The 19,013-nt window shown below is 47.4% G+C and carries 14 protein-coding genes; 6 read left to right on the top strand and 8 right to left on the bottom strand.

What is annotated here, in order from left to right; translation table 11 throughout:
* Positions 1-28 precede the first annotated feature (28 nt).
* From nth to DF182_RS15420, 4 genes are all read left to right on the top strand, one after another.
* Positions 29-676, top strand: a complete 648-nt coding sequence (gene nth, locus DF182_RS15435) for an endonuclease III (RefSeq protein WP_113616469.1) — start codon at positions 29-31, stop codon at positions 674-676.
* 54 nt (positions 677-730) lie between these two features.
* Positions 731-1,450, top strand: coding sequence for a YqjF family protein (locus tag DF182_RS15430; protein WP_113616468.1), 720 nt, complete (start codon positions 731-733; stop codon positions 1,448-1,450).
* Positions 1,451-1,565: 115 nt separating this feature from the next.
* Positions 1,566-2,786, top strand: a complete 1,221-nt coding sequence (locus DF182_RS15425) for a nucleoside permease (protein ID WP_113616467.1) — start codon at positions 1,566-1,568, stop codon at positions 2,784-2,786.
* A 126-nt stretch (positions 2,787-2,912) separates the two neighbouring features.
* Positions 2,913-4,106 carry a Gfo/Idh/MocA family protein gene (locus DF182_RS15420; RefSeq protein ID WP_113616466.1) on the top strand — a complete coding sequence of 398 codons (1,194 nt, stop codon included), beginning with the start codon at positions 2,913-2,915 and terminating at the stop codon, positions 4,104-4,106.
* An 82-nt stretch (positions 4,107-4,188) separates the two neighbouring features.
* On the opposite strand, the gene DF182_RS15415 is transcribed toward DF182_RS15420, so the two are convergent.
* Together DF182_RS15415 and DF182_RS15410 are read right to left on the bottom strand one after the other, a co-directional pair.
* On the bottom strand, positions 4,189-4,779 hold the full coding sequence (locus DF182_RS15415; RefSeq protein WP_147243444.1) for a DUF6134 family protein: 591 nt from the start codon (positions 4,777-4,779) through the stop codon (positions 4,189-4,191).
* A 237-nt stretch (positions 4,780-5,016) separates the two neighbouring features.
* On the bottom strand, positions 5,017-6,864 hold the full coding sequence (locus tag DF182_RS15410) for a 2-oxoacid:acceptor oxidoreductase subunit alpha (RefSeq protein ID WP_113616464.1): 1,848 nt from the start codon (positions 6,862-6,864) through the stop codon (positions 5,017-5,019).
* A gap of 297 nt (positions 6,865-7,161) precedes the next feature.
* On the opposite strand from DF182_RS15410, the gene DF182_RS15405 reads away from it, so the two are divergent.
* Positions 7,162-7,902, top strand: coding sequence for a Bax inhibitor-1/YccA family protein (locus DF182_RS15405; protein WP_113616463.1), 741 nt, complete (start codon positions 7,162-7,164; stop codon positions 7,900-7,902).
* A gap of 380 nt (positions 7,903-8,282) precedes the next feature.
* Complete coding sequence (locus tag DF182_RS15400) at positions 8,283-9,032, top strand: head GIN domain-containing protein (RefSeq protein ID WP_113616462.1); 750 nt, start codon at positions 8,283-8,285, stop codon at positions 9,030-9,032.
* A gap of 110 nt (positions 9,033-9,142) precedes the next feature.
* On the opposite strand, the gene DF182_RS32765 is transcribed toward DF182_RS15400, so the two are convergent.
* From DF182_RS32765 to DF182_RS15370, 6 genes are all read right to left on the bottom strand, one after another.
* Positions 9,143-10,537, bottom strand: a complete 1,395-nt coding sequence (locus DF182_RS32765; protein WP_262511087.1) for a 2'-5' RNA ligase family protein — start codon at positions 10,535-10,537, stop codon at positions 9,143-9,145.
* Between the two features lie 9 nt (positions 10,538-10,546).
* Positions 10,547-11,815: a kynureninase gene (gene kynU, locus DF182_RS15390; RefSeq protein ID WP_113616461.1), complete on the bottom strand. Its 1,269-nt coding sequence runs from the start codon at positions 11,813-11,815 to the stop codon at positions 10,547-10,549.
* A 385-nt stretch (positions 11,816-12,200) separates the two neighbouring features.
* On the bottom strand, positions 12,201-15,761 hold the full coding sequence (locus tag DF182_RS15385) for an efflux RND transporter permease subunit (RefSeq protein WP_113616460.1): 3,561 nt from the start codon (positions 15,759-15,761) through the stop codon (positions 12,201-12,203).
* Between the two features lie 30 nt (positions 15,762-15,791).
* Positions 15,792-16,901, bottom strand: a complete 1,110-nt coding sequence (locus DF182_RS15380; RefSeq protein WP_113616459.1) for an efflux RND transporter periplasmic adaptor subunit — start codon at positions 16,899-16,901, stop codon at positions 15,792-15,794.
* A gap of 38 nt (positions 16,902-16,939) precedes the next feature.
* Positions 16,940-18,295: a TolC family protein gene (locus DF182_RS15375; protein ID WP_113616458.1), complete on the bottom strand. Its 1,356-nt coding sequence runs from the start codon at positions 18,293-18,295 to the stop codon at positions 16,940-16,942.
* A 4-nt stretch (positions 18,296-18,299) separates the two neighbouring features.
* Positions 18,300-18,911, bottom strand: a complete 612-nt coding sequence (locus DF182_RS15370; protein WP_113616457.1) for a TetR/AcrR family transcriptional regulator — start codon at positions 18,909-18,911, stop codon at positions 18,300-18,302.
* Positions 18,912-19,013: the final 102 nt, after the last annotated feature.

The following is a 19,013-nucleotide window of genomic DNA, read 5'->3' as shown; positions in this document are numbered from 1 at the left end:
TCGCTTTCATTTTTCCTATCTTTACGGCATGACCAAAAAAGAGCGGTACGCCTTTGTGCTCAACTATTTTGAGACACATGTGCCTAATGCCGAAACAGAGCTTATTTACGATAATCCCTACCAGCTGCTGGTAGCCGTTATTCTCTCCGCACAATGCACCGATAAACGGGTGAATATGACCACTCCTGCCATATTTGAGCGCTATCCGGACACTGCCGCACTGAGTCAGGCTACTTTCGATGATCTGTTTCCCCTCATCAGAAGTATTAGTTATCCTAACAATAAAACCAAACACCTCATAGGCATGGCCCAGATGGTGATGCATGACTTCAATGGGGAAATACCCGACACCGTGGCCGAACTGGTGAAACTGCCTGGTGTAGGCCGTAAAACCGCTAACGTAATCACCTCCGTGATACACCAGCAGCCCAATATGGCCGTGGATACGCATGTGTTCAGAGTTTCCGCCCGCATTGGTCTTACCACCAACGCCAAAACACCACTGCAAACAGAACTGCAACTGCTGAAAAATATACCAAAAGAAAAGGTACATATCGCCCACCACTGGCTGATCCTGCATGGCCGTTATACCTGCCTGGCAAGAAATCCCAAATGTGAAGAATGCGGTTTAAGGCCCGCCTGCAAGTATTATCAGCAGCTTATCAAAGCACAATAACTACTTGTTGTTGCCAAAACAGGGGCGTATATTGGTATCCTAATATCTACCTGCATGCGCCCATTCCTGACTGCCAACTGGCGAAATCTGCTGATGCTGAATTTTGCCGCAGATGCCGCCACCTTACAGCCTTACCTCCCCGCACATACTGAACCCGATACCTGGAACAATACTCATTATGTAAGCCTGGTAGGCTTCCTGTTTGAAGATACCCGCGTAAAAGGGATCTCGTTCCCCGGTCACCGTACCTTCGAAGAAGTAAACCTCCGCTTTTATGTACGCTATAAAGATCAGGGGCAATGGAAACGCGGCGTAGTGTTTATCAAAGAACTGGTACCTAAACACCTGATCACCTTCGTAGCCAATACCCTGTACCGGGAAAACTATGCGACCCACCGCATGCGCCACCAATGGGAATATCCCGGCAACAACATCCTCCGGGTCACCTATGAATGGGAAACAAACGGCCAGCCCAATTACCTCAGCGCTACAGCTACCGAAACAGCCCTGCCACTTACTCCTGGCAGTGAAGCCGCCTTTATCACCGAACATTACTGGGGTTATACCCGGCTCAATGACCGCACCACCGGCGAATATCAGGTTACACATCCGCAATGGGACATCCATCCGGTACAACATTACGACTACCAGTGCAACTCCGCCGAACTATACGGCGCCGCCTTCGGCCCTATCCTGCAACAAGCCCCTCTTTCGGCCCTGCTGGCTCAGGGGTCTGCTATCGCGGTAATGCCCGGAAGGAAGCTACTGGCCTAAACTACAGACACCCGTTCCGTTTTTTTCTTCTATCATAAATTTCGAAACGATTTACAATAATTTGCTATCTTAAGCAGTTCATTAAGACTCAATTCTATAAAGCTAAAAATCCGTTATGAAATCAGCCGTAAGAGTACAATTGTCATTCATGATGTTCCTGGAGTTCTTTATCTGGGGAGCATGGTTTGTGACACTTGGGACATTCGTATTAAAAAATCTGCAGGACACTAACGCCAACCAGGTGAGCGTTGCCTTCCTCACACAATCTATCGGTGCTGTGATCGCACCATTTATTGTAGGAATTATTGCGGACCGTTTTATTTCCGCCCAGGTAATACTGGGTGCTATTCACCTGGCTGGAGCCGCCTTATTATGGACCTGCTCCGGTATGACCAGCTTCGACAGCTTCTATCCTATCCTGCTGTTGTACATGGTGCTATACATGCCTACGCTTGCACTGGTAAATTCCATCTCCTTCCGGCAGATGAGCGACCCCAGCAAAGACTTCTCCTCTATCAGGGTATTTGGTACCGCTGGCTGGATCGTGGCCGGTTTGCTGATCGGATGGCTCAACTGGGAGAAAAACAACACCCTGGACCTCACTTTCAAGATGGCTGCAGGCGCCTCTTTGGTGCTGGGACTTTTCAGCTTTACACTGCCTAAAACGCCACCGTTAAAGAAAGGTACCCAGATCTCTGTAAAGGAAATTCTGGGCCTGGATGCTATCCGGATGTTGAAAAACCGTTCTTATCTGCTGTTTTTCATTGCTTCCATTGCTATCTGCATCCCACTGGCTTTCTATTACAATTTCACCAATCCGTACCTGAACGAAATCGGTATGACTGCCGCCGCTGGTAAACAGTCCCTCGGCCAGGTGTCTGAAGTTTTCTTCATGCTGGTAATGCCACTCTTCTTTGTAAGGCTGGGCGTTAAAAAAATGCTGGCACTCGGCATGCTCGCCTGGGTACTGCGTTACGTGCTCTTTGCATACGGTAATGTGGACTCCAACTACTGGATGCTCATCGCTGGTATCGTGTTGCATGGTATCTGCTACGACTTCTTCTTCGTTACCGGTCAGATCTATACCGATAAACTGGCAGGGGAAGAGTTCAAAAGCTCTGCACAGGGCTTTGTAACCCTGGCCACCTATGGTGTGGGCATGCTGATCGGGTTCCTGATCTCCGGTCCTATTGTGGAGGCATATAAAACCGGCGAAGGCCACAACTGGCACGCCATCTGGCTGATTCCTGCTGCTATTGCCGCGGCAGTACTGGTATTATTCCTGCTCCTGTTCCAGGATAAACCGGAACAAGTAGCAACACCGGCCAAAGCATAATATTCTCGCATAAACCATAGCAACAAAGACGCCTGGCAGGAAAAACACTTCATTGCTGTGCGTCTTTGTTGTTTTCTCCCATAGCATTCCATCAATACGGAAATCCAATAACCCAATACTTGTACTATGGCAAAGATCGCAATGCTTGGCTCGGGCTTTATCGGGCGCTTTTATGCTGATTCCCTGCAGGGACAAAGAAGCAGGGATAAAATCGTGAGTATCTATTCCCGCCGGGAAGAGAGCGCGAAAAAGTTTGCTGCCGACTATGACGTGGCACACTGGACGGTGGATATGGAAGAAGCAATTGCCCGTCCGGAGGTAGAAGTAGTTTGTATATCGCTTCCCAACAACCTGCACGAAGCTGCTGTGCTGCTCTGTTGCAAGCATAAAAAGGCGGTGATCTGTACCAAACCGCTGGGCCGTAATGCCCAGGAAGCCAAAAGGATGCTGGAAGCGGTGGAAAAAGCCGGTATCTTCCACGGTTACCTGGAAGACCTGGTATATACACCCAAGTTCCTTAAAGCGCTGCAGAGCGTGAAAGCCGGCGCTTTAGGCCGTATACTCTGGGCCAAGTCGAGAGAAACTCACCCCGGCCCGCACAGCGAATGGTTTTGGGACAAGGAACAGGCCGGTGGTGGCTGTATCCTCGATCTGGGCTGTCATTGCGTGGAGATAGGCCGTAGCTTTATCGGGAAAGACATCAGACCGGTAGAAGTCATGTGCTGGGCAGACACACAAGTAAAACCAATCGACGCAGAAGATCATGCCATCGGGCTGGTGAAATACGAAAACGGCGCTATCGGCCAGTTTGAAGTAAGCTGGACATTCCGTGGTGGCCTGGACCTCCGTGATGAAGTGATGGGCACGGAAGGTACTATCTGGCTCAATAACTTCCTGCGTACCGGCTTCGATATGTTCACTACCGGTAAGGGCGCCGACTATGTGGCGGAGAAAGCTGAAAGCAATTCAGGCTGGCTGTTTCCGGTAGGCGACGAGCTGAATGAACTGGGATACAATCACATGTTCACGGATATGTTTAACGCGATGGAAAGTGGCACTGCTCCGCATGAAACCTTCTATGATGGTTATGTGGTGAATGCCATCCTCGATGCCGCCTATAAAAGCGCTGCATCCAAAAAGTGGGAACCGGTACACCTGGAAATATGGCGTGGCCAGGAAGGTGTTACCAAAGCCCAGACACTCAATGACTACAATGACCAATACTATCTTGTGAAGGAAGAGATGACCCATTTCGGGGCTAAAAAACTGATCCTGAAAGACAAGGAAACAGGACAGATCATTGAAAAAACAGTCTCCTGATTTATTTAGATATTTAGTTATTTAGATATTTAGGGTAATCACTAAACATCTAAATAACTAAATATCCAAATCAGAAAATTCGTCAGCTGTTTCTTACCAGCACCGCTCTCCCAAAGGTGTGGTTGACCTCTACTTCCACCAGCACCCCATTCATGTATTTGTAGATATTTTTCTTCCCTTCCGGCAACACCAGCTCATATTGACCACCTCCCAGTGAACGGATGGTGAGAAAGCGTCCCAGGGCTTCTGAGAAGATACGGGACAGCTGTTTAGGTTCTGTAAAATAAAGGTCTGCCACACAGTGATCAATCTCTGTATTATCCATCACAGATTTTTCACCGTTTAACACAATCGTATAGTCGTTACCGTTACGACGTGTGGTAGTTTCCTTATCTTCTCCGTTTTTACCCGCTACCCGGGAGGATTTGGCAAGTGTGAGCACATTGTTGTTGTACTCATTGAAGATGTCCGTATTAACCCTGGCCAGAAATGTCTGGACACGTGTTTTAATAGTGATGCTTTTGGCACTGCCACTTACCTTACGATGTGCTTCCAGTGTCCCTACAGCATGATTGGCAACCCGGACCTCAAAAGTGGTTGTCTGGGCCTGTGTCTGAAGGTACAATACAGCCACAATAGCAATGCTTAACAATACGCGAAAAAGGTATTTCATAATAAGAAACTTAAACCCAAAAAATAAATACATCAGGAGGAGTTAGCTGTAATAGTCCTCTTAATGAAAATACAAAAAATCCGGAGGATTTGAACAGGCAGTAGGTTGGGGTATTGGCAGGATTTGGGGGACTGGGGTGGGGCTAGTTACCTAATTATTTGAAATGCAATTAAAGACGGTGTTTGTTAACCGCTTTATTGCATTTCAAATAACCAAATATTAAAATCAGAAAACTAATTATAACATTTCCTTAATACGAGTGACGAGCTCACTTTTAGTGATGGGCACACCCATGATTTTGTGGTATCCCTGTGCATCGATCAGGTATTGGTCGCGAATAATCTTGATCAGTTGACCGTTGTTGATTTCCGGGATCAGTACTTTATCGTAGCTGTGGAGGATTTCGCCCAGGTTCTTAGGGAAGGGGCGCATATGGCGGATATGAGCGTGTGCCACCTGGTGACCTTCAGCCAGCAGATCGAGCACTGCGCTTTTAATGGCGCCAAAGGTGGATCCCCAACCGAGTACCAGTACTTTACCTTTTTCGGGACCTACTTCGATTTTCTGTAAAGGAATATGCTCGGCGATTTTATCTACTTTTTCCTGACGGATTTTCACCATAAGCTGGTGGTTTTCAGGATCGTAGCTAACGTTACCGGTGATATTCTGTTTTTCCAGGCCACCGATGCGGTGTTCCAGTCCTGGTGTACCAGGCACAGCCCAGGGACGTACCAGGTTTTCATCGCGATGGTAAGGCAGGAAATGTTCCTCTCCTTCTTCCAGCTGCTTTTTGAATTTCACTTCAATGGCAGGGAGGTCGGCACTTTTCGGGAAACGCCAGGGTTCAGCACCATTGGCGATGTAGCCGTCGCTCAGGAAGATAACGGGGGTCATATGCTGCACGGAGATGCGGAAAGCTTCGAAGATAGCATCAAAGCAGTCTGCCGGCGTGGACGCAGATATGATAGGCATCGGACATTCACCGTTACGGCCATAATAAGCCTGCAGGAGGTCTGATTGTTCTGTTTTGGTAGGAAGACCAGTAGAAGGACCACCACGCTGAATATCAATAATCAGCAGGGGGATTTCCAGCATAACTGCCAGACCCATTGCTTCACCTTTCAGTGCCATACCCGGACCGGAGGTAGTGGTTATACCCATATGGCCACCATAGGAGGCGCCAATAGCGGAGGTAATACCAGCAATTTCGTCTTCCGCCTGGAAGGTACGGATACCGAAGTTCTTCAGACGGCTCAGTTCGTGGAGGATATCAGAAGCCGGTGTAATGGGATAGGTACCCAGGAACATCGGCAGGTTAGCCTTCTGAGAGGCAGCCACCAGGCCATAAGCCAGGGCGGTATTACCGGTGATGCTGCGGTAGGTACCTGGTTCCATACGTGCTTTTTCCACACGGTAACGGGTGGTGAAAGCTTCTACCGTATCGGCAAAGTTGTAGCCGGCATGCAGTACCCGCAGGTTGCTCTCCAGGATCTCCGGTTTTTTACCGAATTTATCCCGGAGGAAGGTTTCGGTATTCTCCATATTACGGTCATACAACCAATAGAGGAAGCCCAGCACAAACATGTTTTTGGCGCGGTCTTTCTCTTTCATACCCAGACTGGTATCTTTCAGTGCTTCCCTGGTCATTTTGGTCACGTCCATGGTGTGCACCTGATAATTGACGAGAGAGCCGTCTTCCAGCGGGTTCACCCCTTCCGGGTAGTTGGCCAGCCGGAGGTTTTTATTATCGAAGCCGTCTGTATTGGCAATGATGATACCGCCCTTTTTGAGCCCTTTCAGATTAGCCTTCAGCGCGGCGGCGTTCATGGCTACCAGCACATCGCAGGCATCTCCTGGGGTAAATATCCTGTTGGAAGAAAAATGAAGCTGGAATCCGCTCACCCCTGCCAGGGTACCCTGCGGGGCCCGTATTTCGGCCGGGAAGTCCGGAAAAGTACTCAGGTCATTCCCAATCAAAGCGGTATTATTGGAAAACTGGCTACCGGTCAACTGCATCCCATCTCCACTGTCGCCTGCAAATTTTATCACTACGTCATCCAGTTGTTGAATCGAAGTATTAGGCATTAATTATTCTTTTAAAGTATTCTTTGATATAAGGTATTCTCTTCAAAGGTGTAAATTTAGGCAATCGGCAGGTGTTATCACCAAATATGAGCAAAATCATATCCACCTCCCTACAAAAGTACACAACTTCAGTAGACTATTACCAGCAAAAAAGGGGATTCGTATTACTTCTTGTTATGGCTGATAACCCTAGGTTATTGAATAATAAATGCTAATTTTAATACAAATTCATCCATAGCGGGAACTGGATGTCAAATCAAATTGTATTTTTATCCCGTTAAATTTAAACTATTTTTTATGGCACTGTTTCAATCGAACAACCCTGTATTAAAAGAAAGCATTTTCGACAAGGCTGCTCATGCGGAAGGCGCTACCATGACTATTCGTGGTACAGTTAACAAAATGTCCTTTCTGTTGATCATGCTGATGGCGGCGGCAGTATTTTCCTATGGCGAATTTTTAAGAGGCAGCTCCAATGTATTACCGATGGTATTCGGTGGTGCAATTGGTGGCTTTATCATAGCGCTTGTTATCATATTCAAAAAAGAATGGTCCGGTTATCTGGCCCCTGCCTATGCACTGGCAGAAGGACTTTTCCTTGGTGCTATTTCCGCCATGTTTAATGCAAGTTACCAAGGCATCGTTATTCAGGCTGTAGGGCTTACTATCGGCACTTTCATTGCCATGCTGGTATTATACCGCACAGGTGTTATCAGAGCCACAGAGCGCTTTAAATCCATTGTAATGACCGCTACGCTGGGTATTGGTATCTTTTACCTGATTGCAATGGTGCTGCGTTTGTTCCATATCGATATGCCTCTGATCCACAGCAGCGGAATGTTTGGTATTGGCTTCTCCCTGATAGTGGTAAGCATTGCCGCATTAAACCTGATCCTCGATTTTGATATGATTGAGCAAGGTGCTGCACAAGGTGCTCCCAAATATTTTGAGTGGTACGCTTCTTTCGGCCTGCTGGTGACCCTGGTATGGCTGTACCTCGAAATACTGCGTCTGTTAAGCAAATTAAACAGAAAGTAGTTTTTACCCCGTCAATACTTCTTTTAAAAGTCTTCCGGTTATTCCGGAAGACTTTTTTTTGTTTTGTTAATGTCTTCCCAAAGATTTGTTAAAGGCCTGTATGTGAAACCATTATGGCACCGTAATTGCAAAACTCTTATCAGAACACTCAATCAGCTGACACTTAAACCTGCAACTGATACAAATATGAGAAAACAGCAAACGTTTACTGATTGAGATATTCAAAGATATTATTTAGAGCAATAGTTGGTTTTCATAGGGGTTAATCAAAAGCCGGTTCCGTACGTCTGTACGGCCGGCTTATTTTTTTGGGGTTACCTGTAGGGGTATTTGTTTCTTCAGCCGTCATTTCTTGTGGATGCCCCTTAAACATATTTTTTATGAAGAAACAAGCTATCATAACCTACACCAGTCTCAGTGTAAGCTGGTTACTGCTGATGCTGGTAATATTCACTCTTATTCTCAGCAGTTGCACAAGAGATCACATTGCCGGTTCCGGCCATGTGGTAGCTGAAACCCGCAACACTTCCCCTTTTACGGAGGTGGAAATATCCGGTCCGTTTGAAGTGCACCTGATACAGGACAGCACAGCAGCTGTAGAGATCAAGGCGGAAGATAATATCATCAGTGCTATTGAAACAGGTACCCAGAGCAATACTTTATTTATCCGGCTAAAGAACCATGTCTTCCTGCAGCGGCATCTGCCAATACAGGTGTATGTACACAGCCGGCAATATCAAAGTATCAACTTCGCCGGTTCAGGACATTTAGATAATAAGGATACCTTACAATCAGGCATATTTTCCTACCAGATAGATGGCAGTGCCGATGCTGCGCTGACGCTGGCTGTTCAGAAGCTGAATGCTGAAATCAATGGCTCCGGCAACCTGGAACTGAAAGGTAATGCGGCGGCATTAAAAAGTGATATCAACGGCAGCGGACATATTGGCGCCATGGGCCTGGATACGCAGCAGGCTGATATTACCATCAGAGGTTCCGGCGATCATGTGGTTAAAGTAAAAAATGAACTTTATGTTGGTATCTATGGGAGTGGTAATGTGACTTATTCCGGCAATCCCGGGCGGGTAGAAACAGATATTAAGGGATCTGGTAAAGTAAGGAAGATTTAATTTTTTCGTATATCCTACACTGTTATACTGTGGTAATTCGCAGTATACATCAAAATAAAGGCCCCTGCAGCTGTAGCAGGGGCCTTTTGTTATTTAAAGACGGGCATTTATCAGGCGCCGCCCAGTTTGCATTTTTGCAGTACTTCCCAGGATTTGCCGTTATGACGGAGGAAGTAGAGGTTGTTTACTTTGAAAGTAGCCTCGTATTCCTTGTTTTCATATTCTGGCCATGACTTGTTGAACTGATCATCGGTGAGGTCTTTGAAGGCCACGGTAACGTGTGGCGTAAAGCCTGTACGCGCCAGCATAGTACTGAATCCGAATTCCTTACGCAGGAAGTTGATCAGTTGGCGGTGCATAGCGGACATAGTCTCGCTTTTTTCCACGTTGATGAACAGTACACGATTTTGTTTGTTCGGGAAGGTGCCGAATCCTTTCAGGGACACTTCGAAAGGAGCCTGTGTTTTGGCGAACTCAGTGAGTTCATCGCAGAAGGCTTTTTCCAGTGCCGGATCAGCGGTAAAAGGTACCTGCAGGGTGATATGTGGCAGCACTTTCAGTGCATACATTGGACCATATTGTTCTGCAAATTCCTGTTTGATTTTGATGATTTCCTTACCCACTTCTGCGGTAGGCAGCAGTGCGATAAAGTATATTTTATTGTCAGGTCTGGGTTCGGTACGAGGCCTTCCGCGCTGTTGTTTGTAGCCACCGCCACCGCCGCCGCGATCGTAGCCACCACCGCCACCGCGGTTGTATCCACCACCGCCGCCACGGTTGTATCCACCGCCGCCGCCGCCGCGATCGTAACCACCGCCGCCGCCGCCACGGTTGTAACCACCACCGCCACCGCGATCGTAGCCACCACCACCGCCGCCACGGTTGTATCCACCGCCGCCGCCGCCGCGATCGTAACCACCACCGCCACCGCGATCGTAGCCACCACCACCGCCACCACGGTTGTATCCACCGCCGCCGCCACCGCGATCGTAACCACCACCACCGCCACTACGGTCGTATCCACCACCGCCACTGCGATCGTATCCACCACCACCGCCGCTACGGTCATATCCACCACCGCCACTGCGATCGTATCCACCACCGCCGCTGCTGTTGTGATCTCCACCACGGTCGCCGCGATCGTAACCACCACGGTCACCACGGTCATATCCACCGCCGCCGCCACGGTTGTAACCACCACCGCTGCGGTCATAACCACCGCCGCGATCGTAACCACCACCACCGCTACCGCGGTCATAGCCACCACCTTCACGATTATAACCGCCATCGCGGTTGTACTCTGTACGCGGGCGATACCCACCTTCGCGATTGTACTCTGTGCGTGGACGACGTTCTGAGTCTCCACTGTTGTAGTCGGGTTTTCCACCCTCCCGCTCATTGTTTAAGTTGGGTTTGAAGTCACCTCTCTCCTTGTTGGGATCATTCTCTTTGTTGGTATCAGAAGAGTAGGGCCTGCGGGGGCGTTCGTTTCTCTCAAAATTCATCTTACTTAATTAAGCGTTTGAAGCAATATTTGCTATGATTTCATAAAAATGAAACACATCCTGATAAGAGTTATACATCGGCGCCGGTGAAACCCTGATGACTCCGGGTTCTCTCCAGTCAACGATTATACCGGCATCTGTCATTTGCTGATGTACCTCTTTTCCTTTTTCTAGGAACAGCAAAGATAGTTGTGCGCCACGTTCATTACAATTTTTAGGTGTAATAATTTCAAAATTAATGCCTTTCAACTGCTGCAGCAAAAACTCCAGATAACTGGTCATTTTCTGGCTTTTGTCTCGTAAAGCGCCGATACCGGCTGCTTCAAATAGTTCGAGGGAGGCTTTCAGGCTAACCATGTTAAATACCTGTGCGGTGCTGTGTTGCCATCCTTCGGCTTCTTTTTTAGGCACAAACCCTTTTTCCATTTTAAAACGTGCACTCTCTTCGTTGCCCCACCAGCCACCCAGGCGGAGAAATCCGCGGTCGCTGGCATATTTTTCATGCACAAAAGCGCCTCCTACTGCGCCGGGACCACCATTCAGGTATTTATATGAACACCAAACGGCAAAATCTACATCCCAATTGTGCAACTGTACCGGAATATTTCCTGCTACATGTGCCAGATCGAAACCGGCATAAGCGCCTGCAGCGTGTGCTGCTGCTGTAATAGCGGGTATATCAAAATATTGTCCGGTATAATAATTAATCCCTCCTAATAAAACTAATGCTAAACTATCACTTTCTCTATTAATTATCTCTAAAATATCTTCTATTCTTATCAAATGTTCACCACTTCTGGGTGAGACCTCGATGATGGCTGTTTCCGGGTCAAAACCATGATATCTGACCTGCGTTTCCACTGCGTATTGGTCGCTTGGGAAAGCCCCTGCTTCCATTAACACTTTAAACCGCTGTTTGGTTGGCCGGTAAAAACTTAACATCATCAGGTGAAGATTAACAGTAAGTGTGTTCATCACTGTTAATTCCTGCTGGCTGGCCCCTAAAATACTGGTCAAAGGCCTGCTGCAATATTGCTGATAATACAACCATGGATTTTTGGCACCCCAGTATCCTTCTACGGCACACTGTTGCCAATCGGCCAATTCCTGTTCTATGGCTGCTTTTACATTTTTAGGCTGTAACCCGAGTGAATTACCACATAAATAAATTGCGTCCTTTCCTTTGCGTTGGGGAAAATAAAACTGCTCCCTGAATTTATTTAATGGATCCTGCCGGTCCTGCTCTTTAGCAAATGCTAAGGTTGCTACGTACTCCATGGTCTTCCAATCTTTTGCCAGTCCTCATATTTTAATGGCTGAATGTATCTTTCCGTGATACCTGTGTCTTTTCTTCTCTATACTGATAATCTTAGTAAAACAGGCAAACCTATATAACTGTTTAAAACAGATCGTTTATGTCAAAGTTTAATTCCAATGATTTAATGGTATATAAGGTATATAGCTAGTAACGTGAACGCTCTGAGGGTCAAAAGTAACAATAGCTATCGAATTGCCCACCATCCCGATTGTTAAAATTTGTTAATAACCTAAAAATATGGTTTCATCCACAATATACAAAAAAAAATCCGTCCTGAAGAATCAGGACGGAGACTGTTAACCTACAACTGTTACACTGTATTACTAAAAAATGTACTTATCGAGTCTAATTCACTGATACTCCGTCTACTTTCTTGGAATTTTTCCGGAGCAACTCTTCCTGCTGCTCTTTTTCAGGAGACGGGAAGAAGTTGTAAGGCTTGGGCGACAGATACTTAGGATCATGCAGCTTCTTCACCTCTTCCTTCTTCATAAATAATTTTAATATCAGCACCAGGAATGGCACGTACTTCAGTGACCTTGGCATGCCATATCTGTCGAGTACATCAATGGAACGTTTGTTCATGGCGTACGTCACAGGTACCAGGATCAGGGTGAGGAAGGTCGCAAAAATCAATCCGTACACCATCGTCCATGCCAGCGGGCCCCAGAATGCCACGTTATCACCTCCGAAGAAGATATGAGGATTGAAATTACTGAACAGGGTGGCAAAGTCAATGTTAAGCCCCACTGCCAGCGGAATCAGCCCCAGGATCGCCGCAATAGCTGTCAGCAGTACCGGTGTCATACGGGTTTTGCCCGCTTCCACCACCGCTTCATATACCGGCATATTCTGCATTATCAGCAGGTCTGTAAACTCCACCAATACTATACCATTACGCACCACGATACCTGCCAGTGCCATAATACCCACACCGGTCATTACAATGGAGATATCCATCTTAAAGATGCTGAAGCCAAGGAATACCCCTATGATACTGAAAAGAATTTCCATAAAAATTACCAGCGGGCGACCAATGGAGTTAAACTGCGTCACCATGATCATCAGAATCAGCCCAAAAGCACCCAGCATGGCCATCATAAGGAAGTTCATCGTCTCCATCTGATCTTCCTGCTCACCGGTCATCTTGATTGTCACAGAGTTAGGATGACCGAAGTTGGTCAGCGCAGCCTGAATATGCTGCACCACCTCATTGGCATTAAAGCCGGTCAATACGTTGGAGTACAAAGTGATAACCCTTTTCTGGTCTTTACGTTTGATACCCGCATAAGTATTGGAATAGTGAACGTCTGCCACAGCCGACAGCGGCACCTGACGAACAGCTCCGCCCATATTCATATCCCTGTATACCAGGTTGAGGTTCATCAGGTTATTGATATTATTACGCTGATCTTCGCGTAATCTTACCATGATCTTATACTCATCTTTAGCATCTCTGATCTTGGAGGCTTCGAACCCGAAGAGAGCAGTACGCAGGGCGCCACCAATCTGACGCGTAGAGATACCTTCATTGTTAGCTCTTTCACGGTCAATGCTGACAACTATTTCAGGTTTATTGGCCTCAAAGTCGCTCTTCAGCTCTTCCACGCCGTCAATATGCAGGGAGTCGAGATAACGTTTAAGTCTGAACGAAGAATTGGTCAGCTCATCGAAGTTATCACCGGAGATTTCGATATTGATTGGTTTACCGGTAGGAGGACCACCTTGTTCCTGTTCCACAGTAATATTGGTACCGGGTATACCTTTTACGGCATTACGGATTTTCTCGAGATATTGTACCGTAGATTGTCCGTTTCTGGCGCCAAATTCCACGAAAGCGACGGTCACCTTGCCTTTCTGCGGCTGGGTGCTCATGTCCATCTGGGAAGGATCTCCGGCACCTTTGGCTACATTGGAGATGATAGACTCCACGATCGGATTGTTAGGACCCACCACTTTTGTAATACGCTGTTCTACAATACTGGTGATAGAATCTGTGTATTTCTGACCGGTACCGTTGGGCAGCTCTATGTAAGCATAGATAAAGTTGGGATCTGCCTGTGGGAAGAATACCACTTTGGGATTGCGGATACCGGTAAGGACAATGCTGAATATCAGCAGGGCGAAGGTCGCTACCAGGATCCATATCGGACGCCAGCCCACCAGACACCATTTCAATACCTGTTTGTAACGTTCCTGTACTTTGGGCCAGAATTCATTCTGGAAGCGGCGTGCCACGTTACCCAGCCAGAAACGTTCCAGCAGGATCATGAGGTAAGCAAAAACCACGAAGTTGCCCACTCCTCTGCCGTTGGCATAACCAATCAGCGCCAGTGCGGCGAATATACCGGTGAGTATTTTGAACTTACGGTCAAACTTAGGTTTGGGATGACCTTCCCCTTCGTGCCGGTCCATGAAGTCGACCGCAAACACAGGGTTAATGATATAGGCCACTACCAGGGAAGCACCCAGAGTAGTAATGAGGGTTACCGGCAGGAAGAACATGAACTTACCGATCACGCCTGGCCAGAATAACAGCGGTACGAATGGCGCCAGCACCGTCAGGGTTCCTGACAATACCGGCAGAAACACTTCTCCCGCCGCTATCTTGGCTGCTCTTACTATACCCAGGTCTTTTCGTTCATTAAAAATACGGTGTACGTTTTCTATCACCACAATCGCATCATCCACCACAATACCCAATGCCAGCAGGAAGGAGAACAACACCATCATATTGAGGGTGAAGCCATACATCGGCATCAGCAGGAAGGCGATGAACATGGAAATAGGCACGGAGAGAGCCACGAAAATAGCATTTACCGCACCCATGAAGAACATGAGGATGAGGGTTACCAGGATGAAACCGATGATAATAGTATTGATCAGGTCATGCAGGGTAACGCGGGTTGATTTAGACTGGTCAGCCGTGATAGTCACATTCAGTCCTTTCGGAAAGTAGTGAGCTTCCATGTCGGCTTTAATCGCCTGTATCTTATCAGATGCGTCGATCAGGTTTTTACCACTCTGTTTGATCACGTTGAGGGTGATCACATTTTTACCGGCGAGACGGGCGTAGCTTTCCTGTTCCAGGAAGCCGTCCACTACATCGGCCACGTCTTTGAGGTAAACGGTGGCGCCGGACTGTCCGCGGACAATGATGTTCCCAATGCGGGCAGGGTCTTTGTATTCACCTTTTACGCTGAGGGTACGTTTCTGGCCGTCCATAGACACCAGACCGCCGGAGATAGTGATATTTTCACCCTGGATGGCGCCAATGATATCTTCAAAGCCAATTCTGGCGGCATCCATTTTATATTTATCGACATTGATCTGTATCTCTCTTTCCAGCTCCCCTACCAGGTCTACACGGGTGATTTCATTGAGTGCCTCGATGCGGTCTTTCATATCATCTGCATACCGTTTGAGTGTTTGCAGGTCGAAATCACCGGAGAGGTTTACGTTCATGATCGGTATCTGGGACACATCCATTTTAATGATCTGCGGTTCCTGGGTCAGGTCTTTAGGCAGGTCTTTTTTGGCGTCGTCCACTTTTTCCCTCACTTGCTGGCGGGCAGCTTCGATATCTTCGTTGGCATTAAATTCGATGATAATGGCGGAGAAGTCCTGCATGGAAGTGCTTTTGATCTTCTTTACGCCGGAGAGACCGTTGAGCTCTTTCTCAATGACTTTGGTCACCAGTGTTTCCATGTCTTCCGGAGAAGTACCGGCATACACCGTATTGATAAAGAACTGCGGGAACACTACTTCGGGAAACTGTTCCTTAGGCAGGCTGTTATATGAAAGAATACCCGCCAGTGCGATGATAATGGTGGCTACATAGATGCTCACCTTATTATCGATGGCCCAGCTGGTGGGTTTAAATTCTTTATGGAGATTGTCTTGCATAAACTTGGTTTTGGCTGTTAGTGGTCAGCATTACAATTTGATCAGGTCATTGTCATTCAGCCCCTGGTATCCAGTGGTGATGATCCTGTCTCCTGCTTTGAGTCCGTCTTTGATTTCAGCCTTATCGTTGTAGGTGCGACCCATTTCAACGGTTCTGCGTTGGGAAGCCAGCTTGCCATTTTTGGATTCAGCCACCATTACATAGGGTTTTCCGGAAGAATACTGGATAACGTTTACCGGTACCACTAAAGCCTTTGAAGCGGTATAGTCCACTATTTTGATATGTGCGATCATGTTAGGACGCAGCGCATTGTCTGGTTTGAGTGGCACTTCAATTTTGATGGTGCGGCTGAGCGGATCGATAGTCCTGGAAGCGAAGCTGATGTTGGTTCTTATTTCGCGCTGGATATCAGGGAAAGAGAGGACTACAGGGTCTCCTGTTTTGAGGAGGCCGGCATAGGCTTCTGCTACGTTAGCCATCACTTTCAGGTTATTGGCATTTACCACGCGGAAGGCGGGAGCACCGGGAGCAGCGTTGTCGCCCACTTTGGCGATTACTGCGTCTACCGTACCGCTGATAGGTGCGATGATACGCATTTGTGCCAGCTGGTCCTGGAGGGTGGCCATTTTTCTATCGAGTGCTTCTTTCTGATTTTTGGCGTTGAGGTATTGTACTTCAGAGCCTATTTTCTGAGACCAGAGATTTTTCTGCTTTTCGAAGAGGGTGTTGGCGAGGTCCATCTGGGTGCGGAGTTCGGCCATATTGGCTTTCAGAACCTGATCATCAACCTGTGCCAGTGTCTGGCCCTGAGCCACGTGTTGTCCTTCTTTTACATGGATAGCGGTGATCACACCGGGTACGCGGGCGGAAACGTTTACGTTTTCGCGGGCATCTACACTGCCCTGTACATCTATATAGTGTTCAAACAAAGTATCTCTTAATTCGGCAACGGTCACATCTTTCATTCTTTCTACGGTGTCTTTCTTACCGACTTCCTTTTCCAGAGCAGCAATTTTGGAATCGAGTGCAGCCCTTTCCTGTTTCATTTTTTCCAGTTGCTGGGCTTTATTGCCTCCGCCACCGCAGGCAGCAATGATGACAGCGAGCGCAGGGACCATGAAAGCATATCTTTTGTTCATATTATTAGTAGTGAAAGGTGATTAAAAATGGGTTTACACTATAATTTGCCAGAAGCTTTCAGCAGGTCGATCCTGGCCACGATGGCGTTGTACAGTGCGGAGAAATAATTGTTCTGTGCGGTCAGCAGATCATTTTCGGCAGTAGTCATTTCCAGGCTGGACCCCACGCCTTCCCGGTATTTGATCTGGGTGGTGTTGTGCACATCTTCTGCGAGTTTCATGTTTTTTTCCTGCGCCTCGAGCGTGAGCACATTATTGCGAAAAGTGGAGGCAGATTGTTCTCTTTCGAGATCTATGCCCAGTTTGGCATTTTCGATGGCCACTTCACTTTTTTTCACGGCGAGGAGTGCCTGATCAACCTGTCTTCTGCGTTGCATACCGCTGAAGATGGGAACGGAGAGATTAAGACCGGTGTTGATATAACCGTACCACATCTGGTTTTGCAGGTAGTCGAATCTGTCGCTGCCGCGCATGGCGCCGGTGGCGGCGAATAGTTGCAGAGAAGGCAACGCTTTCATACGATATCTTTTCAGATCGTATTCATTGGCTTTTTTCTGTGACTGGAGCAACTGGTATTCGATCCGTTGTGAGTAGTCGAATTTATCTATATCAGTGATGTTTTCAGCGATCCTTTCGGTTGAGAGTGTATCCGTTAACGTTATAGGCTGTTGCAGAGGCATGCCCATCTGATATTTGAGGGCTGCTGTGCCGAGCTCGATGAGATTACGGAGTTTGGTCTGTTCTGTCTGGAGGTTGGTGAATTGCACTACCATCCTGTCTACATCAAGTTTTTCCACGAGACCGTTTTTATATATTTCTCTGGTATCGCTGAGCAGTTTTTCCAGTGTGTTGATATTGTTGGAGAGGATAGAAAGCGCTTTGTTGGCAGACAGCACATTGTAATAGGCTTTATACACGCTGGCTTTCACATCGATCTGTGATTTGGTAACATTCTGGGCAACAAGTTCTTCCAGTGTTTTACGGGCCTGGAGGGCAACGAGTACACTGGGATCGAAGAGGGTTTGTGTGAGTCTTACTTCACCCATGAGGTTTTGGGGGAGCTGGAAAGACACTACGGTGAAGGAATCTTTGGGAGCGCCAAAGTTCTTCATGTTAAACATCTGTTTCTGAATGATCGGGTTGTACTGGTATTGCCCGGTACCAGCTACATTAGGCAGTGCCAGACCGCTGACTTCCTTGTTTTTGGCCAGCTGGATCAGCTGGTCCAGTTTGGCCGTTTTAACGGCCGACTGGTTAGCCAGGGCGTAGTCTACAGCTTCTTTGGCAGACAGCCGTATGGGCTCCTGTGAAACTGTCTGGGCGCCGGCAGAGAGGGCCAGGGCCAACAGTCCCACCATGGAAGCCATGCCGGTGAGCCTTTTGAATAGTTGCATAGTATTATATGTTTAGCGATAGTTGTTTGTATTTTTCTATAAGCTTAAAACCTTTGGCGGATGCTACTCCGTACAGGTAATTCTCCAGCAATACTTTCTGCACCCTTGTCATATCTGAGTTGCCAGGGAACGTTTCCGGCTGGAAGCTGAGCATGCAGCCGTATACGCGGTATTGTGTTAATATTCTGATGTCGAGGTCCGGTCTGTAGAGTCCTTCCTGGATGCCGCGTTCCAGATTTTCGCGGATCATGCTGGTCAGTGAATTGTTCTGATAGTCGAGAAAAACCTGATATGCCCGGGCGTGGAACTTTTGCAGGTCGAGCAGGATCACGGGGTTCATGTTTCGCAGTCGTCTGTCCAGCATTTCCATGACAAGGAATAATTCCTGGATAGCATCGGCTGATTTTTCGCGGTCTGTCAGACATTCCTGGCCGACGATGTTGATAAAGCGGGTGATGGCCTGAAAGACCAGATCGTCTTTATCCATAAAATGGGCATATAGAGTCTTTTTGGAGATGCCCATCCTTTCGGCTATGTCATCCATGGTGATAGACCGGGTGCCATATTGACGAAACAGGCTGAAAGCCGTGTCCATAATACGTTCCTGCGTTTCCATAAGGCTAGTGCTTTAACAGGCTTTGAATGCAGAACAAAACTATGGAAACTTTTTAAACTTCCAAAGTTTCCAGTAATTATTTTTTATATGTGGCAACATCTG

The sequence above is a fragment of the Chitinophaga flava genome (assembly GCF_003308995.1).
GTDB classification, from domain to species: domain Bacteria; phylum Bacteroidota; class Bacteroidia; order Chitinophagales; family Chitinophagaceae; genus Chitinophaga; species Chitinophaga flava.
This window is presented reverse-complemented; position numbering and strand designations above follow the sequence as displayed.